This is a genomic window from Pseudomonas sp. IT-P2 (genome assembly GCF_949767575.1).
GTDB classification, from domain to species: Bacteria; Pseudomonadota; Gammaproteobacteria; order Pseudomonadales; family Pseudomonadaceae; genus Aquipseudomonas; species Aquipseudomonas pharyngis.
The window spans coordinates 490,671-513,694 of the sequence record NZ_CATKQA010000044.1 but is presented as its reverse complement, the minus strand read 5'-3'; the positions used below and the strand labels follow the sequence as shown (position 1 = coordinate 513,694).

Here is a 23,024-nt window from a genome sequence, read left to right as displayed (position 1 = left end):
AAGGGGAAGTCCATGGTCAAGTTATCCACAGTCGTGACGGTCAGTCTGCTGGCACTGGGCAGCGCATCTGCGTTCGCCGAGAGCTGCGACACGGTGAAAATGGCCGATCCCGGCTGGAGCGACATCGCCGCGACCAACGCCATCACCGGGTTTCTGCTGGATGGCATGGGCTACAGGGCCAAGGTCGACACCCTCGCGGTGCCGATCACCTTCGGCGGCTTGAAGGATGGCCAGGTCGACGTGTTCCTCGGCAACTGGATGCCGGCGCAGCAGGGTTTCTACGACAAGTTCGTCGCCACCGGTGACGTCACCCAATTGGCGAAGAACCTCGACGGCACCGAATTCACCCTGGCCGTGCCGGATTACGTGTGGGACGCGGGTGTGCATAACTTCGCCGACTTGAATAAGTACGCCGATAAATTCGAGAAGAAGATTTACGGCATCGGCTCGGGCGCGCCAGCGAACATCTCGCTGCAAGAGATCATCAAGAAAAACGACTTCGACCTGGGCCAGTGGAAGCTGATCGAGTCCAGCGAACAGGCGATGCTGGCCGAAGTCTCGCGGGCGGTGAAGAAACAGAAATTCGTCACCTTCCTCGGCTGGACCCCGCACCCGATGAACGTGCAGCTGAAAATGCACTACCTCAAGGGCGGCGAGAAGTACTTTGGCGACACCGGTAGCGTCTACACCCTGACCCGCAAGGGCTATGCCGAGGCTTGTCCGAATGTGGGTAAATTGCTGACCAATCTTTCGTTCACTCAGGAGATGGAGAACAGCATCATGGCCGAGGTGGTGAACAAGAAGGTCAGCAATGCGGAGGCGGCGAAGGCGTGGATCAAGGCGAATCCGGGGGTGTTGGACAAGTGGCTTGATGGTGTGAAGACCGTGGACGGCAAAGATGCGTTGGCGGCAGTTAAAGCCAAACTGTAACTGCGCGGGCCGATCGTTCCCACGCTCTGCGTGGGAATGCCGCAATGGACGCTCCGCGTCCCGGGCTGCGTACAATGCGCAAAATTTCATCCGAGAGGATCCATGGCCCTCCCCAGCCGCCGCTCACTTTTCCCCTTCCTGACCTGGCTGCCCCGGCAGACCCGCGCCAGCGTCGGGCGGGACCTGGTCGTCGGCCTCAGCGGGGCGATTCTCGCGTTGCCCCAGTCGATTGCCTACGCCCTGATCGCCGGTCTCCCACCGGAATACGGGCTCTACGCCGCCATCGTTCCGGTGTTGATTGCTTGTCTGTGGGGCTCGTCGTGGCATCTGATCTGTGGGCCGACGGCAGCGATTTCGATTGTGCTGTTCGCCAGTGTCAGTCCGCTGGCTGTGCCTGCGTCTCAGGACTACATCACCCTGATCCTGCTACTGACCTTCCTCGCCGGGATTTTCCAGTGGTTGCTTGGCCTGTTGCGCTTCGGCGCGCTGGTAAATTTTGTCTCGCATTCCGTGGTGCTGGGTTTCACCCTCGGCGCTGCGGTGGTGATTGCCATCGGTCAATTGCCGAACCTGCTGGGACTGGATCTGCCGGCCAAGGCCACGGCGCTGGCCAGCCTGATGGATCTGCTGCGCCATCTCGGGGCTGTGGATAAACCATCGCTGCTCCTTGGTGTGGCAACGGTGGTGGTCGGTGCGTTGCTCAAACAATGGCTACCTCGCTGGCCGACGCTGTTGATGACCTTGGTCCTCGGCAGTCTGGTGGTGTGGCTGTGGCCGGCGATGTTCGGCCATGTTCAATTGGTCAGTGCATTTGTCGGGCGCTTGCCGCCGTTCAGTGGATTGCCGCTGGATATGGATCTGATCCTGCGCCTGCTGCCCAGTGCCGTGGCGGTGGGCATGCTCGGGCTGGTCACCAGCCTGTCGATTGCCCGTTCGATTTCCGCACGCTCGCAACAGCTGCTCGACGCCAACCAGGAAGTGCGCGCGCAGGGTCTTTCGAATATTGTCGGGGCGTTCTTTTCGGGATCGTTGTCCGCTGGCTCGTTCACCCGTTCCGGGCTGAGCTATGAGGCCGGGGCGTGTTCGCCACTGGCCGGGGTGTTTTCGGCGTTGTGGGTGGCACTGTTCGCGATTTTCGGTGCGGGGCTGATCGCGCATATTCCGATTCCGGCCATGGCCGGCAGCATTCTGCTGATCGCCTGGGGACTGGTGGATCATCGCGGCATTCGTGCGCTGCTGCGGGTCAGCCGGGCGGAATTCGTGGTGATGGGCCTGACCTGCATTGCCACGTTGCTGCTGGAATTGCAGACGGCAATCTATGCCGGTGTGCTCGCCTCGCTGTTTTTCTACCTCAAGCGTACTTCGCAGCCGAGGGTGCAGCACTGGCGTGATGGCGAAGATGATGTACTGCGGGTCGGCGGCTCGATCTTTTTCGGCGCCAGCCACTATCTGCAAGTGCGCCTGCAACGGATGCACGGCGCGCGGGTGGTGATCGAGGCGCAGCAGATCAACTTCATCGACTATTCCGGCGTGGAAATGCTCCATCAGGAAGCCCGGCGCCTGTTGCGCCAGGATCGCAGCCTGACCTTGCGTCAGGCGCGACCGCAGGTGGTGGAGGAGTTGCGCAAACTCGAAGGGCCGGAGAAATGCCCGATCCGCTTCGAGGACTGAGGGCGCCTTACAGCGCCAACTGCCGACGCAATTCCGCCAGAACCGGCGCAGTGTCGGGACGCACACCGCGCCACAGGAAGAACGCCTCGGCAGCCTGTTCGGCCAGCATGCCCAAACCGTCCATCACCACACCCGCGCCGTGCTCGCTGGCCCAGCGGCAGAACGCGGTCGGTTCCTTGCCGTACATCATGTCGTAGCACAAGGTCTTGCCGGGCTCGATCAGGCTTGGCGCAATCGGCGGCACGTCGCCGGTGAGGCTGGCGGAGGTGGCGTTGATGATCACGTCCACCGGCTCGCGCAACCAGTCGTAACCACTGGCCGACACCGGCCCCAGATCACAGAACAGTTCGGCCAGCAGCTCGGCCTTGTCCACCGTGCGATTGGCGATGATCACCGAGGCCGGTTTTTCCGCCAGCAACGGCTCCAGCGCACCACGCACCGCGCCACCGGCGCCGAGCAGCAGAATGCGTTTGCCGGCGAGGCTGAACCCGGCGTTGACCGTCAGATCGCGCACCAGCCCGGCGCCGTCGGTGTTATCGCCGAGCAGGCTGCCGTCGTCGAGCTTGCTCAAAGTATTCACCGCACCCGCGCGTTTGGCGCGGGCAGTCAGGCTGTCGGCCAGGCGATAGGCGTCTTCCTTGAACGGCACGGTCACGTTGGCGCCGCGACCTTCCTGGAAAAACGCCGTGGCGCAGCCGGAAAAGTCCTCGAGCGGCGCCAGCAGGGTGCTGTAGTCGAGGCTTTGCCCGGTTTGTTCGGCGAACAGTTTGTGAATCATCGGCGACTTGCTGTGGCCGATCGGGTTACCGAAAACGACGTAACGATCCATCACAAGTCCTCAGGCCTGGGCCAGCCAGTCGCGATCTTGCAGGAAGTACTCGGTCAGGCGCGCTTCTTCGCTGCCCGGCTCGGCTTTCCAGTCGTAGGCCCAGCGCACTTGCGGCGGCAGCGACATCAGGATCGACTCGGTGCGCCCGCCAGATTGCAGGCCGAACAGGGTGCCACGGTCGTAAACCAGGTTGAATTCGACGTAGCGGCCACGGCGGAATTCCTGGAACTCGCGCTGTTTGGCGGTGAAGGCGTCGTTCTTGCGCCGCTGCACGATCGGCAGGTAAGCCTCGATGTACGCATCGCCGATGGCGCGCATGAAGGCGAAACTGGTGTCGAAGTCCCACTCGTTCAGGTCATCGAAGAACAACCCGCCGATGCCGCGCGGTTCGTGGCGATGCTTGATGTGGAAATAGGTGTCGCACCAGGCCTTGTAGCGCGGGTAGACGTCCGGGCCGAACGGCGCGCAGGCCTGCTCGGCGACGCGGTGCCAGTGGATGCAGTCTTCTTCGTTGCCGTAGTACGGGGTCAGGTCGAAGCCACCGCCGAACCACCAGACCGGTTCTTCACCTTCCTTCTCGGCGATGAAAAAGCGTACGTTGGCGTGGGACGTCGGCACATGCGGGTTGTGCGGGTGGATCACCAGCGACACGCCGAGGGCTTCGAAGCCACGCCCGGCCAGCTCCGGCCGATGGGCACTGGCGGACGGTGGCAGGCCACTGCCGAAGACGTGGGAAAAGTTGACGCCGCCCTTTTCGATCACCGTGCCGTTCTCGATCACCCGGGTCCGACCGCCACCGCCGGCCGGACGGGTCCAGGCGTCTTCGACGAAGCGCGTGCCACCGTCTTCGGTCTCCAGCGCGGCGCAGATGCGGTCTTGCAGGTCGAGCAGATAGGCCTTTACGGCGTCGGTGCGGGTCGTCATGGCTTCACCTTGGATCGGGCGGAACTGCGCGGCGCCCCGCGCAAATGGGCGCGTAGCATACCATCGCAAACCGGCACGCCGCAGTTGACGAAGATCAAGCATGAGCGTTCGATAGGGACCTTCCCAAATGACCCAAGGAGTAGGCAGATGGCCAAGCGAATCCAGTTCCGCGCCCACGGCGGCCCCGAAGTGCTCGAGTACGTTGACTATCAACCGGCCGAACCCGGTCCGCAGCAGGTTCGCGTGAGCAACAAGGCCATCGGCCTGAACTTCATCGACACCTACTACCGCAGCGGTCTTTACGCGCCACCGGCGTTGCCTTCGGGCGTGGGTGCGGAAGGCGCCGGCATTGTCGAGGCCGTGGGCAGCGAGGTCACCCGGTTCAAGGTCGGTGACCGTGTGGCGTACGGCAGCGGCCCGTTGGGCGCGTACAGCGACATTCACGTTCTGCCGGAAACGAATCTGGTGCAACTGCCGGACGCCATCAGCTTCGAAACCGCCGCCGGCGTGATGCTCAAGGGCCTGACCGTGCAGTACCTGCTGCGCCAGACCTACGAACTCAAGGGTGGCGAAACCATTCTGTTCCACGCAGCGGCTGGCGGCGTCGGTTTGCTCGCCTGCCAATGGGCCAAGGCCCTGGGCGTGAAGCTGATCGGCACCGTCAGCTCGAAAGCCAAGGCCGATCTGGCCAAAGCCCATGGCGCCTGGGAAACCATCAACTACAGCCACGAAAACGTCGCCCAACGGGTGCTGGAATTGACCGACGGGATAAAAGTCCCGGTGGTCTACGACGGCGTCGGCAAGGACACCTGGCCGGCTTCGCTGGACAGTGTGGCGCCCCGTGGCCTGCTGGTGAGCTTCGGCAATGCGTCGGGCGCGGTGGACGGGGTGAACCTGGGGATTCTGGCGGCGAAAGGTTCGCTGTACGTCACCCGTCCGACCCTGGCGACCTACGCCAATAACGCCGAAAACCTGCAGCGCATGGCCGACGAGCTGTTCGGGATGATCACCAGCGGCAAGCTGAAAGTGGATATCAGCCAGCGTTATCCACTGGCTGATGCGGCGAAAGCGCAGACCGAGCTGTCTGCACGGCGCACCACGGGCTCCACTGTTCTGCTGCCCTGACCACCGATGACCTCGGCTCATCTTCATGACTGTACCGGGGTCTTTTCCGTCGTCACGAAAAACGGCGTCTTGCCGGCCAGGGTGGTTTCGAATTCCTGACGGGCAAGACGCTTCACCTCCACCCCCAAAACACCCGGCAGCCTGAGCAATGCACTGGCCTGTCCTTCGACTTGCAACGCATCTTCAATGACGCTCTGTGCGTTGGCTGTCAGTGCGTCCTCGGCTATGACCAGACGCATGCGTGTCCCCTCGGGCTGTCGATCAATCTGCACCTGGACATCGGTGTTCTGCAGCTGCGGCAAAAGCTGTCGGAGTACGTGCAACACCTGTGACTGAGTGATGATCGCGCCCCCCAGTTTGATCGATGTTTCCACCCGCCCCTCAAGCGCCAGTACCGGCATGGAACTGCCACAGTCGCACTTCGTCACTGTGCGCAGGATTCGCCCACGATCGCCGATCCGGTAACGCAACAACGGCACATGATCAGGCAGCAGCGGTGTCAGTAAGAACTCACCGGTTTCTTCTTCAGCCACAGCTTGAAGGGTCAACGGATCAACCACTTCGAGCAGCATGGCATCGGCATGCAGGTGATAAAAGCCATGCTCCAGATGGGCGCACTGAAAACCGATGGGGCCGGTCTCCGTCGAGCTGTAGCCCAACGAGCGAATGTTGAGCATCGGCCAGTCCCGGGCCAACTGGTCGCGCAGCTTTTTACTGCAGGGTTCTCCAATGTAGTAAAGCCACTTCAGACTGCACAATTGCACAGCGCCGACTGTTTCATGATTGAACAACGCAGCGGCGAAGGAGGGAGTGCATATCAACGCATCAACCTTGTGTGCCTCAATCAGCTCGGCAACGCGCTGCACACCCATCTGTGAACCGGCAGGCAGCAGGCGTGCGCCAATGTGCTCGACGATGGCTGCCGCGTATTGAAAGGCACCCTGCATTTCCCCGGCTGTCAGGCAGTTGACGACCACCTCAGGGCGTTCGTCCGTCGCACCGAACATCCGTGCCCCCAAGGGCACGATTGCAGCGTTGAACGCCCAGGAATGGGTGATCTGTTTGCGATTGCCGGTGCTGCCTCCCGAGGTCAGGGTCAGTCCGCCGCCCGGTGCTCGATGGGAAGCTTCACCGAGCGCGGAAAACAGCACGCCGCCGGACTCGTCTTCCACCGCCAGAACCGGCAATCGATGCAGATCGGCCAATCCCCGCACTTCCAGGATTCGCGGATACAGCGCACGAAACCACGGCAGTGAACGCGCGTGAGCCAATTTATGCACAAGCGCCTCGGTCCAAACGTCGGTGACCGGTTCATTGCTCATTGCCGCGCCCTCCCTGACGAATGCCCAACTCATCAAATCCGCTACGGACGGCGTTCGCCAGAGACTCCAACTGGAGCTGACTGTGGCTCGCGCTGATGGCCAGACGCAAAATGGCCTCGCCCTTGGCCACCACCGGAAACACCGCGGTGGTGACCGCCATGCCCTGCCGACGCAAATGCTGCGCCAGGCTTATCGCATCTCTCTCGGCCCCGACACGGATAAAACGAATGGGAGACGCGACGTGATGATTGCCCAGCACCGGCCCCAGCAACCTGTCGACCGTGGCGATGTTTCGCCATAACGCCGCCTGCAACTGCTCCAGTTCCGGGGACAAATGGATTTTGCCGGAAGCGACTGCCGCACCTACCCCGCCAACGGACAATGGTCCGCCAAACGTGTAAGTCGACGCATGGCGCCGAATCATCTCGGCATCGGCTTCGGTGCGCACAGTGATTGCCCCACCGGTTGCACCGAACGCCTTGGACAGCGACGACAGGAGGATCAGCCGGCCGCGCTGGCGTTCATCCGCCGCGTCCAGAGCGTAACCACCTCCGGCCAAGCCATGGATCGAGGTACCGTGGGCGTCATCCGCATAGAGATAACCGTCGAAACGCTCCGCCAGTTGCAGCAGCCGATTGATAGGGTACACACCGCGCATTGAGCCAATGCTGTCGGTCAGGATGATCGGGGTATTACCCGCCGCGACTGCCGTTGAACACGCTTCTTCGACCTGCTCTACGTCGCTGCAATCGCGGCGCTGTATCGGGCCGAATTGCCAGAGAATGCCTTGCAGCACTTGCATCGAAGCATGAGCGGCACGGTCGACAATCCAGCACGGGCCACGACGCATGGGATAGGAGGGCATCTCACCGGAGCCCAGCAGCGGCAGACAGCCAAGATGTGCACTGCCCACCGAGTTAAAGGTGACTGAATGCCCCTGAAATATCCGGTTCAGCAGTTCATCCAGCTCACGCATGGGCGGCAACAGCGCCCGAGTTCGTGCGGCGGCGAACTGCACACCGAAAGACTCCGCAGCGCTCGTGGCTCCTCGAATCAAACGAGGATCACATTCCAGGCCCAGATAAGAGCAGGAAAGAAACTCGGTCAGCCGTTCGCCGTTGTCGAGTTCGATCTCCTTGCCTTCACGCTTATCCAGCTTCAGGCCGTTCAGCCCTGCATCGAACAGCTGTTGCTGATCGTCACGCGCTTGCCGGACACGGTTTTTGATCCAATTGACGGTCGGTTGAAAGGTGTTCATCGGGATACCTGCAAAGAGGGAGAGCGGCGATAGACCTGGACATGCCAGAGCTGGGTTCTTTCTCGTGCAATGTCTGCCTGGTACTGGTGGGTGATATCGCAGAAGCCAGCGCAATCGGGTCGCACCACATGCAAATGCCCCCGCATGACCACCTGTGCGTTTTCCGACAGCGCCGGGGCCAGGCGCTGCAAAACGTTCTTGCCGGCCGCTTCGGGCATGAAAGAAGGCACGTCCGACAGCGATACGAAATCGATGTCGGCTTCCCCGGCAGCACAGTCAAGGATGTCAGCCTGCATCACACGTAACTCGCACTGCCGAAGTCCCTCACGGGCCCGCTGGAAGATCTGCGGATCGCACTCCAGCGGAAAGCCTTGTGGATAACGCAGCTCACCGAAAAACAGCATTTGCAGGAAAAAGCTCTCGCGGACCACTTGAGTGGTGAACAACGTATGGAAAATTCCCAGATACGCCGCGCGGGAACTGATCCCGAGGTTGTTGGGTGGAAACGCGCCCTTGTACAACAACGAATTGAGGACCGCCGCGTTTCCCAGCAAAGCGATCACGGCTTTCCAGCGCCTGAGCGGAAAGCGGGCTCGGTAATATTCCGTTTGTTCGTCAAGCTGGCTGAACTGAAAAATGCCCCGGCCGGCCTTGCCGGTAAACAGTCCGGTGATCTTCGCCAACCGCTTCAGGGTTTGCTCGAATGCGCCCATGTAGATCGGCGCTTCCCAACGTCGGGACTGGAAGAAAGCGGACAACCAGCGACGATCCGCCGGCGGTAAAACCAGTTGCTGGAAAAGAGAGCGGCGCCGCGCCCGCATACTTTCCATTCGATAGCCCATGAACGCCATGAACGACTCGTGATCGGTCTGTTCCAGCAGGGCAAACCGCAATCGGGTAAACGCCAGTTGCGGCGCGCTGATATCGGTACAGGTCATGCGTGTCGGGGAGGCGGCCAATAACGGCAACAGCCGGCCGCCGCATCCGGCGATACCCAGCACGTGCCCGGCACGTCTGGGCAGGATCGCGTACTCAAGCGCGGTGTCCTCATCCCCGAGCGTGTAGTTGAGCCGGTCGAAATAATCAGCCATGTCTGCCTCCAGCCATCTGATCTGAACATCGGCGGGCGGCCTTCATTGGTTGGCCAGGGCGTGGAGGAAGTCATAACCGGGCGCCAGCCCGTTTTGCCAGGCCTCGAACTGCTCATAGACCGCCTCAAGCATGTTGCCGGTCAGGCGCAGGCTGGTTTCCATCACGGTGGCAATCGCATCCCAGTCTTCCTGACGCTTGCAGGTGCGCTGCAGCATGAGTTTGATTTCGTTGAAGTGCTCGATATCAATGTCGGAATGTGCAATGAAGAATGTAAGTTGAGCGGGTTTTAGCGACAGTGTTTCACTCAGACTATCTATGAGCGGAGTAATGAACTGGTAGGCATTTTCTGCCCAATAACTATAACCAAGTCGTTGTAGCGGATTACCGGTAAAGGAAATCCAGTATAAGTACGCGATCAATACATCTGTAGCCGGAAGTGCAGGCGGAATATCAAACACTTCATTCTTCAAACCAAGACTCATGACATCGTGTAGTGCCATCTTTTCATGGCCGACTTCCTGTGCCGCATGTTCAAAACAGAACTTTGCATACACAGGATTATCCGCATGTCGGACACCGACCAATCCTTGATTTCGCGCATTGTGCGCCGTGTAGTGAAAAGTCTGAATCATGTAGATCGCATACAAGGCTTTGGAAACGCTGCCCTCACGGATGGCTTTCACCAGCCGCGAACTTTCCAGAATATCGGCCCATGACTTTTCGATTCGCTCATCGAGCAGGCTTAATTGTTGTTCAAAACTGAGAGGCGTATTCATCAACGGAGGTCTCCAATGGGTTGGCGAGCAGGTGGGCAGACTGTTGAAGTGCCGTGAGGATTTGCTGCCATTGAGCCGAGAGCAGCCAGTAATCGCCGCGTTGGCGTTGTTCGATGCGCAGCGCGTCGGTGGTAATGGGCGTCAAGCCGAAGCGCTGGAACAATCGCCGCTGCGGTGATCGGCAGAGCGCGGTAACCCCTTCATAACCCCGCGTGACCGCCCATTCCGTGGCAGCCGCCAGCAGGCCGTTGATCGACATGGGGAACTGAGTTTGCGAGTGACTGATCAAGCGACTGAACTCGACATGGCGCGACAGCGTCGTGGCGGGAGACAGTTGCTGCTGCGCCAGTGAGGCCCATTCGAACGGCGCAGGGGTCACTCTCAATACGGCCGTGGGCCTGTCGTGCTGATACAACAAAAAGTGGGTACTGCGCGAAATAATCGCCAGGCGTGTTTCAAGTGACCTGGCTCTGGGTGTCAACATGTAGTGTTGCAATCGCAATCGAAAATGACGGGAAACAAACCGTTCAAACTCTCGTGTGTCTGATCCTGCTTCAAGAATAACGATGCGATAGTTTTCATGACGCCTTTTAAAGGTCGTCTGAATCTCCTGCAGATAATCCGTTAATTGCGAATCCCTGATATCCATTTCTTCTCCGCAGCCGTTAACTTTTCGAAGTTTTCTGAGCGCATTGAAATAATGAATGGTTTTAGAAAAATCGCCACTGTGTGGCTTCTGAGAATAACGTCGGAAAAATTACAACAATTGAATACTTAAAGATTCATCTGACGTAGAAAGGAAAATTTAAAACCAAAACCCGAGTTATTACTTCAGATACATGAAGGAAAAATCGCAGGCACGCGTAGTACTCCTCGCCATGAAAGCCGAGGAGCACTCAAAAATTAACCAAGGGTGGTATCAGGCCGGACGCACGATATTGCCGGTGGCCAGATCCCGAATCAGACTCGGATTCTTGCGACCGCCAAGCGCTCCGCCAAGCACCAGATCGACCTGACCACGGAAATACTGCTCGACCCGCAAGCGCGTGCGCGCTGCCGGCCGCCCCTGCGGATTGGCCGACGTCGAAATCAACGGCCCTACCAGCGAGCACAGATCCCGCACCTGCGGATGATCGCTGACCCGCAGCGCCACGGTGTCATGCACCCCGGTCACCCACTCTGGCAACAGGTTCTGGTGCGGCACCAGCCAGGTGTTCGGGCCCGGCCAGGTGCTGGCCATGCGGTCGATCCAGTCCTGCGGGAAATCCTCGAACAGAAAATCGAACTGACGAATGTTGTCGGCGACGAGGATCAAGCCCTTGTCCACCGAACGGTTCTTGATCGCCAGCAGGCGATCCACCGCTTCTTCATTCCAAGGATCGCACCCCAGCCCCCAGACGGCTTCGGTTGGATAGGCAATCACCGCCCCGGCGCGAACCTCTCGTGCGGCTTGTTGCACACGCCAACTGTTGACCATGAAAAACTCTCCGCAAACAGGTTTCGCGCAGTTTACCGATCTTCAATGTAAAACCTAGCTCACGCGCGCAAACCAGCGGCCGTTTTCGCACACCGCGCGGCCATCCATCTCCAGTTCGGTGAGTGCCGCCAGCACTTTGGGGAGCGCCCAGCCACTGCTGTCGGCCAGCCCCTCGCTGGTGTGCGGCGCCGCGTGCAGCAAGCTCAACAACGGGTTCTCCGGATTCGCTGCGGCTGTGGATACCGGCAGATGCTGCCAGCCGCGCAGGGCTTCGAGAATATGCTCGATGGTTTCCACCAACACGGCTCCGTCGCGTATCAGTTGATGACAGCCCCGAGCGCCGGGGTGATGGATCGAACCCGGAATGGCGTACACCTCACGCCCCTGTTCCGCCGCCAGCCGTGCGGTGATCAAGGAACCGCTGGCGACACTGGCCTCGACCACCAGCACGCCGAGGGACAAGCCGCTGATGATGCGGTTGCGTCTCGGGAAGTTGCTCGCCGTCGGCCCGGTGTCCAGAGGAAATTCCGAAAGCACCGCACTGCCGGACGCAATCATCGCGTCCGCCAGCCGACGGTTGCGCTGTGGATAAAAGTTTTCCAGGCCGGTACCGAGCACGCCGACCGTTTGCCCACCGACATCCACAGCGGCTTGATGCGCCGCCGCATCGATGCCCAGCGCCAGGCCACTGGTGATGACAAATCCGGCCCCCGCGAGACTGCGGGAAAACGCAGCGGCAGTGTCCATGCCCGGGCGAGAAGCGCGGCGACTGCCGACCATCGCCAGCTGCGGTTTTTCCAGAATCCGTGGGTTGCCAGCGACGAACAGCAAGGGCGGCGGGTCGGGAATCTGCGACAGCAAGGCCGGGTAATCCGGGTGATCCCACATCAACAAATGTTGATCCGGACGCTCTAGCCAGCGCAATGCATGGCTGGCGCCGTCGCGAACTTCAGGGCAGCGTCGGGCCTCGGCGCAGGCCGCCGGCAAACCCAGCGAACGCCAGGCGGTGGCCGGTGCGCTGATCGCCTTCGAGGCGCAGCCGAAGGCTTCGAGCAGTTTGGTGAATCGCTTGGGACCGATTTCCGGCAAGCGGTGCAGGCGCAGGCGCGCTTCCAGTTCTGCCGGCGAAACCGACGGGGAGACAGGCATCATCATGGATCATCCTTGATCGTTATAAGGCCCGAACCTTTCGGAACAAGCTGTGGATAACTCTGTTGGTAACTTGTGAAGCCAGCTAAGGATTTCGCACCTTGTCCAGCACCGCCAGCGAGCGCGATGCGTTCAGCACGAGGCCGTAACTGAGTTTGTCGTAGGTGCGGAACACCATCAGCAATCCGGCACGTTCATCCGGGATTTTCAGCGGCTGGCCGGTGATCCGGTCGCGCACGGTTTCCCCGGTTTTCATCACCACCAGCACGTTGCCTTCGGCCAGACCGTCGCGTTTGCCTTTGTTCAGGGTCACCACGTCCATCGCGCCGATCTGCGTGACGCCGCGCGGCACATCGATGATCAGGCCGTTGATGTCGGTGGAGGGCGCGCTGGGCATGAAGGTCGAGTTGATCGAACGCTCTTCGCCGCTGAACAAGCGGTCGCCGAGGCGCACTTCCTGGGTCGTGCGTTGCAGGGCGAGGGTGGCGACGTCGCCTTCGGTGGCGACGATCTCACCACCGCCGATGTCGTCGGCGTTGATCCCCAGAAACTCCTTGCTCTGCGGATCGGTGTAGACCTTGCCCTGGCGGAAGATGCCGTAGACCGGCTGGTTCGGATCGAAATGGCCACGGGCGAAGATCCGGTCACCGGTGCCGCTGAGCACCCGTTCGGCATCGCCGGCGACGATGTACGGCGCCTTGTCGAAGTCCTCGACCTTGTCGACGATGCGGTTGCTCAGCAGAAAGCTGTTGATCGATTTGAGCGGAATGCTCGGAATCGCATCGGCCACCGGACTGGTGCGGATGCGCGGCGACAGCTTGATGGTGCCGCGTGACTCGCCGCGATTGACGGTCAGGCGCGGCTGGCCGTTGACGTAACTGAGCGTCAGCGTGTCGCCCGGATAGATCAGGTTGGGGTTTTCGATCTGCGGATTGGCCCGCCACAACTGCGGCCACTGCCAGGGTTCGCGCAAATATTTACCGGAGATGTCCCAGAGCGTATCCCCCGAAACCACCGTGTATTGCTGTGGAAAACCTTCCTTGAGTTGCACTTGCCCGTACGCGGTACCGGCCGAGGCCAGAAACAGCAGGGCGAGTAGTGATTTCCTCATGCGGTGAATCCCTTTATTATGTGCGTTCGCGTGAAACGCCAGAGCCCCCGTGGCTCGCTCCCTGCTCTATGCTGAAAATCAAGGAGCTACGTTTCACAACGGTAGCCTGCATCTTCGGACCCGCCAGGCCATCGCCCGACTTTACCTCACACGTGCAGCAATCAAGCTTATGGCCATTTTGAACATCCTCGAATTTCCGGACCCGCGTCTGCGCACTATCGCCAAACCTGTGGCTGTAGTGGACGACGAAGTGCGTCAGCTGGTCGATGACATGTTTGAAACAATGTATGAAGCGCCGGGCATCGGCCTTGCCGCGACCCAGGTCAACGTGCACAAACGTATCGTCGTGATGGACCTTTCCGAAGACCGCACCGAACCGCGGGTGTTCATCAACCCCGAGTTCGAACCGCTGACCGACGAAATGGAGCAATACCAGGAAGGCTGCCTCTCGGTGCCGGGTTTCTACGAAAACGTCGACCGCCCGCAGAAGGTCAAAATCAAGGCTCTGGACCGTGATGGCAAGCCTTACGAACTGATCGCCGAAGGCCTGCTCGCCGTGTGCATCCAGCACGAATGCGACCACCTCAACGGCAAGTTGTTCGTCGATTACCTGTCCACGCTCAAACGCGACCGGATCAAGAAGAAACTGGAAAAGCAGCACCGCCAGAACGCTTGATGCCCCTCTCCAAAGGCTTGCTGCGGCAAGCCTTTTTCTTTTTATGAGACTCCCCCATGACTGAGCCACTGCGCATCGTTTTTGCCGGCACCCCGGAATTCGCCGCCGAACACCTCAAGGCCCTGCTGGACAGCCCTTACGAGATCGTTGCGGTCTACACCCAACCGGATCGCCCGGCCGGGCGTGGGCAAAAACTGATGCCGAGCCCGGTCAAACAGCTCGCCCTGGAAAACAATATCCAGGTGTTGCAGCCGCCGACCCTGCGCAACGCTGACGCTCAAGCCGAGCTCGCTGCGCTCAAGCCGGATTTGATGGTGGTGGTTGCCTACGGCCTGATCCTGCCGCAAGCGGTGTTGGATATTCCGCGCCTGGGCTGCATCAACAGCCACGCCTCGCTGCTGCCACGCTGGCGCGGTGCGGCGCCGATCCAGCGCGCCGTGGAAGCGGGCGATGCCGAGAGCGGCGTCACCGTCATGCGTATGGAAGCGGGCCTCGATACCGGGCCGATGCTGCTTAAAGTCGTGACCCCGATCAGCGCCGAAGACACCGGCGGCAGCCTCCATGATCGCCTTGCCGAAATGGGCCCGCCCGCCGTGGTGCAGGCGATTGCCGGTCTGGCCGCTGGCACCCTGGAAGGCGAAGTGCAGAACGACGAGCTCGCCACCTACGCGCACAAACTGAACAAGGACGAAGCACGCCTCGACTGGAGCCGTCCGGCCGTCGAGCTGGAACGTCTGGTTCGCGCCTTCAATCCATGGCCGATCACCCACAGCACGCTCAACGGCGAAGCGCTGAAAGTGCTGGCGGCGACACCGGCCGAAGGCAAAGGCGCACCGGGCACGATTCTCGGCGCCAGCAAGGACGGCCTGCTCGTCGCCTGTGGCGAACAGGCTCTGTGCCTGACCCGTCTGCAATTGCCCGGCGGCAAGGCGCTGAACTTCAGCGATCTGTTCAACAGCCGTCGTGAGAAATTCGCCACCGGCACCGTGCTGGGTGCAGCGGTGGACGCACAATGAACCCACGTCTGGCCGCCGCCAAGGCACTCGCCGCCGTTCTGAGCGGCAAGGCTTCGCTCAATAGCTCCCTGCCGACGCAACTGGACAAGGTCGAGGATCGCGATCGCGGCTTCACTCAGGACCTGGCGTTCGGCACCGCGCGCTGGCAGCCACGCTTGTCGGCGCTGGCGGAAAAACTGCTGCAGAAGCCGTTCAAGGCAGCTGACGCCGATGTCGAGGCATTGCTGCTGGTCGGCCTCTATCAACTGCTCTACACCCGCGTTCCGCCGCACGCCGCCATTGGCGAAACCGTCGGTTGCGCCGACAAGCTGAAAAAGCCGTGGGCCAAGGGCTTGCTCAACGCCGTACTGCGCAATGCCCAGCGCGAACATGAGGCGATCTTCGCCGAACTGGAACGCGATCCGGTGGTGCGCACCGCCCACCCGCGCTGGCTGCAAAAATCCCTGAAGGCCTTCTGGCCTGAGCAATGGGAAGCCATCTGCGAAGCCAACAACGCGCATCCGCCGATGATCCTGCGGGTCAACCGTCGTCATCACAGCCGTGACGCATACCTGGGTCTGCTGATAGAAGCGGGAATCGCTGCGCAGCCGTGCACTTTCAGCCGCGACGGCATCGTGCTGGATGCTGCTGCCGACGTGCGCAGCCTGCCTGGCTTCGCCGAAGGCTGGATCAGCGTGCAAGACGAAGCCGCGCAACTGGCCGCCGACCTGCTCGACCTCGCGCCGGGCCAGCGAGTGCTGGACGCCTGCTGCGCGCCGGGCGGCAAGACGTGCCACATCCTCGAAGCCGAACCGGCACTGGCCGGCGTGGTGGCGGTGGACCTGGAAGCCAAGCGTCTGGTGCGGGTGAAGGAAAACCTCGAACGCCTCGGTCTGAATGCCGAACTGATCGCCGCCGACGGTCGCGACACGGCAGCGTGGTGGGACGGCAAGCCGTTCCAGCGCATTCTGCTCGACGCGCCGTGCTCGGCCACCGGCGTGATCCGCCGTCACCCGGACATCAAGCTGACCCGTCAGGCCGACGACATCGCCGCCCTCGCGCAACTGCAAGGCGAGTTGCTCGACGCGATGTGGAAAACCCTCGAAGTGGGCGGCATTCTGCTCTACGCCACCTGCTCGACCTTGCCGACCGAGAACACCGAAGTGATCGCCGCGTTCCTTGAGCGCACGCCGGGCGCGCGGGAGCTGGATCTGGCCACCGCCGCCGGGATCAAGCAGCCCCATGGTCGCCAATTGCTGGCCCAGCAGGGCGGGCATGACGGGTTCTACTACGCCAAGCTGATCAAGATCGCTGCCGCGCGCGGCTAAACGGATTCAATGGAGTGACTGGATGAAAATCATCATCCTCGGTGCGGGACAGGTCGGCGGTTCGCTGGCTGAACATCTGGCCAGCGAGGCCAATGACATCACGGTGGTCGACACTGACGGCGACCGTCTGCGCGATCTTGGCGATCGCCTCGACATCCGCACCGTGCAGGGCCGAGGCTCGCTGCCGAACATTCTGCGTCAGGCCGGTGCCGACGACGCCGACATGCTGGTCGCGGTGACCAACAGCGACGAAACCAACATGGTTGCCTGCCAGGTCGCTCACACCCTGTTCCACACCCCGACCAAGATTGCCCGGGTGCGCGAAGCGTCTTATCTGACCCGCGAGGAGCAGCTGTTCCAGAACGAGGCGATTCCGGTCGACGTGCTGATCAGTCCCGAGCAGGTCGTCACCAACTACATCAAGCGTCTGATCCAGCATCCCGGCGCCTTGCAGGTGATCGATTTCGCCGAAGGCCAGGCACAACTGGTCGCGGTGCGCGCCTACTACGGCGGGCCGCTCGTAGGCCAGCAGCTGCGCCAGTTACGCGAACACATGCCGAATGTGGAAACACGGGTGGCCGCGATTTTCCGCCGCGATCGACCGATTCTTCCCCAGGGCGACACGGTGATCGAGGCCGACGACGAAGTCTTCTTCATTGCCGCCCGTGCGAACATTCGCGCGGTGATGAGCGAAATGCGCCGGCTAGACGAAAGCTACAAGCGCATCGTCATCGCCGGTGGCGGGCAGATCGGCGAACGGCTGGCCGAGGCCATCGAAAGCCGCTATCAGGTGAAGATCATCGAGATGAATCCGGCGCGCTGTCGTTATCTCTCCGACACCCTCGACAGCACCGTGGTGTTGCAGGGCAGCGCGTCGGATCGCGACCTGCTGCTGGAAGAGAACATCGCCGACGCCGACATCTTCCTCGCCCTGACCAACGATGACGAAGCCAACATCATGTCGTCGCTGCTGGCCAAGCGCCTGGGCGCGAAGAAGGTGATGACGATCATCAACAACCCGGCCTACGTCGACCTGATCCAGGGCGGTGACATCGACATCGCCATCAGCCCGCAACTGGCAACCATCGGCACCTTGCTGGCGCATGTGCGGCGCGGCGATATCGTCAGCGTGCACTCATTGCGCCGTGGCGCGGCGGAAGCCATCGAAGCGGTGGCCCACGGAGATTCGAAGTCGAGCAAGGTCATCGGCAAGGCCATCGAAAACATTGCGCTGCCGCCGGGAACTACCATTGGCGCGATCATCCGCGATGAAGAAGTGATCATCGCCCATGGCGACACGGTGATTGCCGCCGGCGACCATGTGATTCTGTTCCTTGTGGATAAAAAGCATATTCGCGATGTGGAGAAGCTGTTCCACGTGGGCCTGAGTTTCTTCTGATCGACCTAGAGGCGAAACCGATGATCGAATCCCTGGAAAAAATGCTCGCCAAGGGTGTGGATAACTCGCTGCTGCGCTTCGGCTTGGGCAAGGGTTATCTGGATCTGGGGGACAACGCCAAAGCGGCCGAACATTTCCAGCGTTGTGTCGGCTTCGATCCGAAGTATTCGGCGGCGTGGAAACTGCTGGGCAAGGCGCAACTGGCGCTGGGTGATCTGGCGGCTGCTCGCCAGGCGTGGGAGCAGGGGCTGGAAGCGGCCCGGGCCCATGGCGACAAGCAGGCCGAAAAGGAAATGACGGTGTTTCTGAAGAAGCTCGAACGGCAGAAGCCGTAACGGCTGTGGATAACCCGCTTTGTCAGGTTATCCACAATTGCACATCGCCGATCAGTACCAACGCGCCTCGCCCGGCGGACGCTTCTTGAAGCGTTTCATGCTCCACATGTACTGGCTCGGATAAGCGGCCACATAACGCTCGACTACCTGACTCATTGCCGCGCAGGACGTTTCGGTGTCGGTGCTGTACATGGCTTCCGGCGCCGCTTCGAGGATCACCTTGTAGCCGGAACCGTCCGGCAGACGCAGGGCGTGCAGGAATACGCCGACGGCCTTGCCACCGGCGAGCATGTTCGGTACGAACTTGCTGGTCAGGGCCTGAGTGGCGAAGAACGGCACGAAGATCCCGGCGGATTCCGCCGGTTCCGGATCCGCGGGAATCCCCACCTGGCCGCCCTTGCGCACTTCCTTGATGACACTGAGGATGCCTTCCTTGGTCGACGCCGCCACGCGGTTGCCCAATTGCACCCGCTGCTTGCGCAGCAATTCATCCACAGCCTTGAGCTTTGGTGGCCGGTAGAAAATGATCGGTTTGCACTGGCTGCAATAGAAGTGGTTGAGCACTTCCCAGTTGCCCAGGTGACTGGTGATGCCAACCACGCCCTTGCCCGAGGCCAGCGCGTCTTTCAGCACTTCAAGGCCTTCGACTTCGCGTACCAGGTCGATGGAGCGCTGGGCCGGCCAGATCCAGGCGCAGGCGCTTTCGGTCAGGGACTTGCCGATGTCCTTGAGGCTCTGGCCGACCAGACGCTCGCGTTCGGCCGGGTCCATCTGTGGAAAACATTTGGCCAGATTGATCCGCACCACATCGCGGGAGCGGTTGGGGGTTTTCCACATGATCCAGCCGATCGCCGAACCCACGGCCTGTACGGCCCGCCAAGGAAGCAGGGCAAACAGCCGCAGAGCGCCAACCAGCATGGCGCCTTTAAACTTTTCCACAGGTCACTCCTGATCTTGTGCTGTGCGCGAGGCGGCCATTCTAACCGCCGTTGACGAGCTGCGCGTAGCGGTCGCAGTCCTGAGTGTGATCCATGACCATGCCCGAGGCCTGCATCAGCGCGTAGCAGATGGTCGGGCCGACGAAGGTGAAACCGGCTTTTTTCAGACCTTTGCTCATGGCCACGGCCTGCGGGGTGATGGCCGGGACTTCGCTGCGATCCTTGAAATGATTGATCACCGGGCGGTTATCCACAAACGACCAGAGAAACGCCACCGGATCTTCCAGCGCCAGCCAGGCCTGGGCGTTGCGCCGGGCCGCGTTGAGCTTGAGGCGGTTGCGGATGATTCCCGGATCGAGCATCAATTCATCGATTTCCGCGTCGCTCATTTGCGCCACGCGCTGTACGTCGAAGCCGAACAACACCTCGCGATATCGCTCGCGCTTGCGCAGCACGGTGATCCACGACAGCCCGGCCTGGAACCCTTCGAGCAAAAGCAACTCGAACAAACCCTGCGCATCGCGTAGCGGCGTACCCCACTCCTGATCGTGGTAAGCCATGTACAGCGGATCTTCGTTGCACCAAAAGCAGCGTGGCATAAGGCTCCAGGGGGTGGAGGTGCGACTGAATCGGGTATACTCCCGCTCTTTAAATCGCAGCCCAAGAAACAGGTGAATTTCGTGAGCCAGCCTACGCCAGCCGTGCGTACCTTCCAAGACTTGATCCTCGCGCTCCAGCAGTACTGGGCCGAGCAAGGTTGTGTGGTACTTCAGCCCTACGATATGGAAGTAGGCGCCGGCACTTTCCACACCGCGACATTCCTGCGCGCCATCGGCCCGGAAACCTGGAACGCCGCCTACGTGCAGCCAAGCCGCCGTCCGACTGACGGCCGTTACGGCGAAAACCCGAATCGTCTGCAGCACTACTACCAGTTCCAGGTAGTCCTGAAGCCGAACCCGGACAACTTCCAGGAACTGTACCTGGGCTCCCTCAAGCATGTCGGCCTGGACCCGCTGGTCCACGACATCCGCTTCGTCGAAGACAACTGGGAATCGCCGACCCTCGGCGCCTGGGGTCTGGGCTGGGAAGTCTGGCTGAACGGCATGGAAGTGACTCAGTTCACCTACTTCCAGCAAGCGGGCGGCATCGAGTGCTACCCGGTGACCGGCGAGATCACCTACGGTCTGGAGCGTCTGGCCATGTACCTGCAGGGCGTGGACTCGGTCTACGACCTGGTCTGGGCTGACGGTCCGTTCGGCAAAGTGACCTACGGCGACGTGTTCCACCAGAACGAAGTGGAGCAGTCCACCTACAACTTCGAACACGCCAACGTCGACAAGCTGTTCGAGCTGTTCGACTTCTATGAAAGCGAAGCCAAGCGCCTGATCGAACTCGACCAGCCGCTACCGTTGCCAAGCTACGAAATGGTCCTGAAGGCCTCGCACACCTTCAACCTGCTGGATGCGCGCCGGGCGATCTCGGTGACTGCGCGTCAGCAATACATTCTGCGCGTTCGCACCCTGGCGCGTTCCGTCGCCCAAGCCTACCTGCTGGCCCGCGCCAAGCTGGGCTTCCCGATGGCAACCCCGGACCTGCGTGACGAAGTACTGGCCAAGCTGGAGGCTGCACAATGAGTGCTCAAGATTTTCTGGTTGAACTGGGCACCGAAGAACTGCCACCCAAAGCCCTGAACACCCTGGCCGAAGCGTTCCTTGCCGGTATCGACAAGGGCCTGCAGGCTGCCGGCCTGAATTACGAGAGCAAAACCGTTTACGCCGCGCCGCGTCGTCTGGCTGTGCTGATCACTGCGCTGGCCACCCAGCAGCCGGACCGCAGCATCAACCTCGACGGCCCGCCACGTCAGGCTGCGTTCGATGCAGAAGGCAATCCGACTCAAGCGGCACTGGGTTTTGCCAAGAAGTGCGGCGTCGAGTTGAGCGAAATCGACCAGAGCGGTCCGAAACTGCGCTACAGCCAGAACATCGCCGGCAAGCCGACCGCCAGCCTGCTGCCGACCATCGTCGAAGACTCGCTGAACGATCTGCCGATCCCGAAACGCATGCGTTGGGGTGCGCGCAAGGAAGAGTTCGTGCGTCCTACCCAGTGGCTGGTGATGCTGCTCGGCGATCAGGTCATCGACTGCACGATCCTCGCGCAGAAGGCTGGCCGTGAATCCCGTGGCCACCGTTTCCATCACCCGCAAAGCGTGCGCATCGGTTCGCCGTCGAGCTACCTGGCCGACCTGCGTGCCGCCTACGTGCTGGCCGATGCCAACGAGCGTCGCGAAATCATCGGCAAGCGCACCGAAGAACTGGCGACCCGTCAGGAAGGCACCGCGATCGTGCCTCCTGCGTTGCTCGACGAAGTGACCGCGCTGGTCGAGTGGCCGGTGCCGCTGGTGTGCTCGTTCGAGGAACGCTTCCTCGACGTGCCGCAGGAAGCGCTGATCACCACCATGCAGGACAACCAGAAGTACTTCTGCCTGCTGGATGCCGACGGCAAGTTGCTGCCACGTTTCATCACTGTGGCCAACATCGAATCCAAAGACCCGCAGCAGATCATCGCCGGTAACGAGAAGGTGGTTCGCCCACGCCTGACCGACGCCGAGTTCTTCTTCAAGCAGGACAAGAAGCAGAAGCTCGAAGCGTTCAACGATCGCCTGCAGAACGTGGTGTTCCAGGAGAAACTCGGCAGCGTCTACGACAAGGCCGAGCGCGTGTCGAAACTGGCCGCGTACATCGCCGCACGCATCGGCGGCAACGCTTCGTGGGCTGCCCGTGCAGGCCTGCTGTCGAAGTGCGACCTGGCCACCGAAATGGTCGGCGAGTTCCCGGAGATGCAAGGTGTCGCCGGTTACTACTACGCCCTCAATGACGGCGAGCCGGAAGACGTCGCCCTGGCGCTGAACGAGCAGTACATGCCGCGCGGTGCCGGCGCTGAACTGCCTGCCACCCTGACCGGTGCGGCCGTGGCCATCGCCGACAAGCTCGACACCCTGGTCGGCATCTTCGGCATCGGCATGCTGCCGACCGGGAGCAAAGACCCGTATGCCCTGCGCCGTGCGGCATTGGGCGTGCTGCGGATCCTGATCGAGAAACAACTGGATCTGGACCTGAACGACGCCGTGGCGTTCGCCGTGAATGCGTTCGGTGCCAAGGTCAAGGCTGCCGGCCTGAACGACGCGGTGCTGGAGTTCATCTTCGACCGTCTGCGTGCGCGTTACGAAGACGAAGGCGTGGATGTCGCCACCTACCTGTCGGTGCGTGCCCTGAAGCCGGGTTCGGCGCTGGACTTCGACCAGCGTGTGCAAGCGGTTCAGGCCTTCCGCAAACTGCCGGAAGCGGCAGCGCTGGCGGCGGTGAACAAGCGCGTATCGAACCTGTTGAGCAAGGTGGAAGGCTCGGTGCCGACCGAAGTCCAGGCCAAATACTTCGACAACGCCAACGAGTTCTCGCTGTACTCGGCGATCCAGCAAGCGGACCAGGCTGTACAGCCAATGGCTGCGGCGCGTCAGTACAACGAATCGCTGGCACGTCTGGCTGCACTGCGCGAGCCGGTGGATGCGTTCTTCGACGCGGTGATGGTCAATGCCGACGACGCCAATGTGCGGGCCAACCGTTACGCGCTGCTGGCGCGTCTGCGGGGCCTGTTCCTGGGCGTTGCCGACATTTCGCTGCTGGGTTGAGGGA

The 23,024-nt window shown here is 61.2% G+C and carries 22 protein-coding genes; 10 read left to right on the top strand and 12 right to left on the bottom strand.

Translation table 11 applies throughout. From position 1 onward, the window contains the following. The first annotated feature begins 12 nt into the window (after positions 1-12). Both choX and ACM6JM_RS21735 read left to right on the top strand, forming a co-directional pair. Entirely contained in the window at positions 13-930 is a 918-nt protein-coding gene (gene choX / locus ACM6JM_RS21740) for a choline ABC transporter substrate-binding protein (protein WP_103385819.1), read from the top strand. A gap of 102 nt (positions 931-1,032) precedes the next feature. Beyond that, a complete protein-coding gene (locus ACM6JM_RS21735; RefSeq protein WP_163973779.1) occupies positions 1,033-2,601 on the top strand; it encodes a SulP family inorganic anion transporter in 1,569 nt (522 codons plus the stop codon). Between the two features lie 7 nt (positions 2,602-2,608). Here ACM6JM_RS21735 and aroE read toward each other — a convergent pair whose 3' ends face one another. Together aroE and hemF are read right to left on the bottom strand one after the other, a co-directional pair. Next, positions 2,609-3,430, bottom strand: a complete 822-nt coding sequence (gene aroE, locus ACM6JM_RS21730) for a shikimate dehydrogenase (protein WP_134334190.1) — start codon at positions 3,428-3,430, stop codon at positions 2,609-2,611. Positions 3,431-3,439: 9 nt separating this feature from the next. Beyond that, complete coding sequence (hemF, locus tag ACM6JM_RS21725; protein ID WP_210710306.1) at positions 3,440-4,354, bottom strand: oxygen-dependent coproporphyrinogen oxidase; 915 nt, start codon at positions 4,352-4,354, stop codon at positions 3,440-3,442. A gap of 147 nt (positions 4,355-4,501) precedes the next feature. Between hemF and ACM6JM_RS21720 the strand changes: the two genes are divergently transcribed. Further along, positions 4,502-5,479, top strand: coding sequence for an NADPH:quinone reductase (locus tag ACM6JM_RS21720; RefSeq protein ID WP_414882468.1), 978 nt, complete (start codon positions 4,502-4,504; stop codon positions 5,477-5,479). 23 nt (positions 5,480-5,502) lie between these two features. Here ACM6JM_RS21720 and ACM6JM_RS21715 read toward each other — a convergent pair whose 3' ends face one another. From ACM6JM_RS21715 to ACM6JM_RS21680, 8 genes are all read right to left on the bottom strand, one after another. Then, positions 5,503-6,801 (bottom strand): phenylacetate--CoA ligase family protein, encoded by a 1,299-nt coding sequence (locus ACM6JM_RS21715; RefSeq protein ID WP_414882467.1) that lies wholly within the window; start codon positions 6,799-6,801, stop codon positions 5,503-5,505. Further along, positions 6,791-8,059, bottom strand: coding sequence for an aminotransferase class I/II-fold pyridoxal phosphate-dependent enzyme (locus tag ACM6JM_RS21710; protein WP_414882466.1), 1,269 nt, complete (start codon positions 8,057-8,059; stop codon positions 6,791-6,793). Before ACM6JM_RS21710 ends, ACM6JM_RS21715 begins: the two co-directional genes overlap by 11 nt. Continuing rightward, positions 8,056-9,150: a DUF3419 family protein gene (locus ACM6JM_RS21705; RefSeq protein ID WP_085667293.1), complete on the bottom strand. Its 1,095-nt coding sequence runs from the start codon at positions 9,148-9,150 to the stop codon at positions 8,056-8,058. The genes ACM6JM_RS21710 and ACM6JM_RS21705 overlap by 4 nt, the downstream gene beginning before the upstream one ends. Before the next feature lie 42 nt (positions 9,151-9,192). After that, positions 9,193-9,927, bottom strand: a complete 735-nt coding sequence (locus ACM6JM_RS21700; RefSeq protein ID WP_039764924.1) for an iron-containing redox enzyme family protein — start codon at positions 9,925-9,927, stop codon at positions 9,193-9,195. Continuing rightward, on the bottom strand, positions 9,905-10,576 hold the full coding sequence (locus tag ACM6JM_RS21695) for a hypothetical protein (protein ID WP_039764926.1): 672 nt from the start codon (positions 10,574-10,576) through the stop codon (positions 9,905-9,907). The genes ACM6JM_RS21700 and ACM6JM_RS21695 overlap by 23 nt, the downstream gene beginning before the upstream one ends. 270 nt (positions 10,577-10,846) lie before the next feature. Next, entirely contained in the window at positions 10,847-11,404 is a 558-nt protein-coding gene (locus ACM6JM_RS21690; RefSeq protein ID WP_039764929.1) for an L-threonylcarbamoyladenylate synthase, read from the bottom strand. Positions 11,405-11,458: 54 nt separating this feature from the next. Then, the gene (dprA, locus tag ACM6JM_RS21685) at positions 11,459-12,559 is read right to left on the bottom strand and encodes a DNA-processing protein DprA (protein WP_085667295.1); all 1,101 of its coding nucleotides are present in this window, start codon (positions 12,557-12,559) and stop codon (positions 11,459-11,461) included. 79 nt (positions 12,560-12,638) lie between these two features. Continuing rightward, positions 12,639-13,664: a LysM peptidoglycan-binding domain-containing protein gene (locus ACM6JM_RS21680; RefSeq protein WP_085667296.1), complete on the bottom strand. Its 1,026-nt coding sequence runs from the start codon at positions 13,662-13,664 to the stop codon at positions 12,639-12,641. 169 nt (positions 13,665-13,833) lie between these two features. Here ACM6JM_RS21680 and def point away from each other — a divergent pair, with 169 nt between their 5' ends. Genes def through ACM6JM_RS21655 form a run of 5 tightly spaced genes read left to right on the top strand, consistent with a single transcriptional unit; the run spans position 13,834 to position 18,397 of the window. Then, a complete protein-coding gene (gene def, locus ACM6JM_RS21675; protein ID WP_039764933.1) occupies positions 13,834-14,340 on the top strand; it encodes a peptide deformylase in 507 nt (168 codons plus the stop codon). Between the two features lie 56 nt (positions 14,341-14,396). Beyond that, on the top strand, positions 14,397-15,356 hold the full coding sequence (fmt, locus tag ACM6JM_RS21670; protein WP_414882465.1) for a methionyl-tRNA formyltransferase: 960 nt from the start codon (positions 14,397-14,399) through the stop codon (positions 15,354-15,356). Further along, the gene (gene rsmB / locus ACM6JM_RS21665; RefSeq protein WP_414882464.1) at positions 15,353-16,663 is read left to right on the top strand and encodes a 16S rRNA (cytosine(967)-C(5))-methyltransferase RsmB; all 1,311 of its coding nucleotides are present in this window, start codon (positions 15,353-15,355) and stop codon (positions 16,661-16,663) included. Before fmt ends, rsmB begins: the two co-directional genes overlap by 4 nt. A gap of 22 nt (positions 16,664-16,685) precedes the next feature. Next, complete coding sequence (trkA, locus tag ACM6JM_RS21660) at positions 16,686-18,062, top strand: Trk system potassium transporter TrkA (RefSeq protein ID WP_085667299.1); 1,377 nt, start codon at positions 16,686-16,688, stop codon at positions 18,060-18,062. A 20-nt stretch (positions 18,063-18,082) separates the two neighbouring features. Next, entirely contained in the window at positions 18,083-18,397 is a 315-nt protein-coding gene (locus ACM6JM_RS21655; protein WP_039764940.1) for a tetratricopeptide repeat protein, read from the top strand. 51 nt (positions 18,398-18,448) lie between these two features. On the opposite strand, the gene ACM6JM_RS21650 is transcribed toward ACM6JM_RS21655, so the two are convergent. Together ACM6JM_RS21650 and tag are read right to left on the bottom strand one after the other, a co-directional pair. Continuing rightward, positions 18,449-19,336: a lysophospholipid acyltransferase gene (locus ACM6JM_RS21650; RefSeq protein ID WP_064592406.1), complete on the bottom strand. Its 888-nt coding sequence runs from the start codon at positions 19,334-19,336 to the stop codon at positions 18,449-18,451. A gap of 40 nt (positions 19,337-19,376) precedes the next feature. Further along, positions 19,377-19,934 carry a DNA-3-methyladenine glycosylase I gene (gene tag / locus ACM6JM_RS21645; RefSeq protein WP_064592405.1) on the bottom strand — a complete coding sequence of 186 codons (558 nt, stop codon included), beginning with the start codon at positions 19,932-19,934 and terminating at the stop codon, positions 19,377-19,379. An 81-nt stretch (positions 19,935-20,015) separates the two neighbouring features. Here tag and glyQ point away from each other — a divergent pair, with 81 nt between their 5' ends. Beyond that, positions 20,016-20,969: a glycine--tRNA ligase subunit alpha gene (gene glyQ / locus ACM6JM_RS21640; RefSeq protein WP_003187265.1), complete on the top strand. Its 954-nt coding sequence runs from the start codon at positions 20,016-20,018 to the stop codon at positions 20,967-20,969. Continuing rightward, complete coding sequence (glyS, locus tag ACM6JM_RS21635) at positions 20,966-23,020, top strand: glycine--tRNA ligase subunit beta (protein ID WP_039764947.1); 2,055 nt, start codon at positions 20,966-20,968, stop codon at positions 23,018-23,020. Before glyQ ends, glyS begins: the two co-directional genes overlap by 4 nt. Positions 23,021-23,024: the final 4 nt, after the last annotated feature.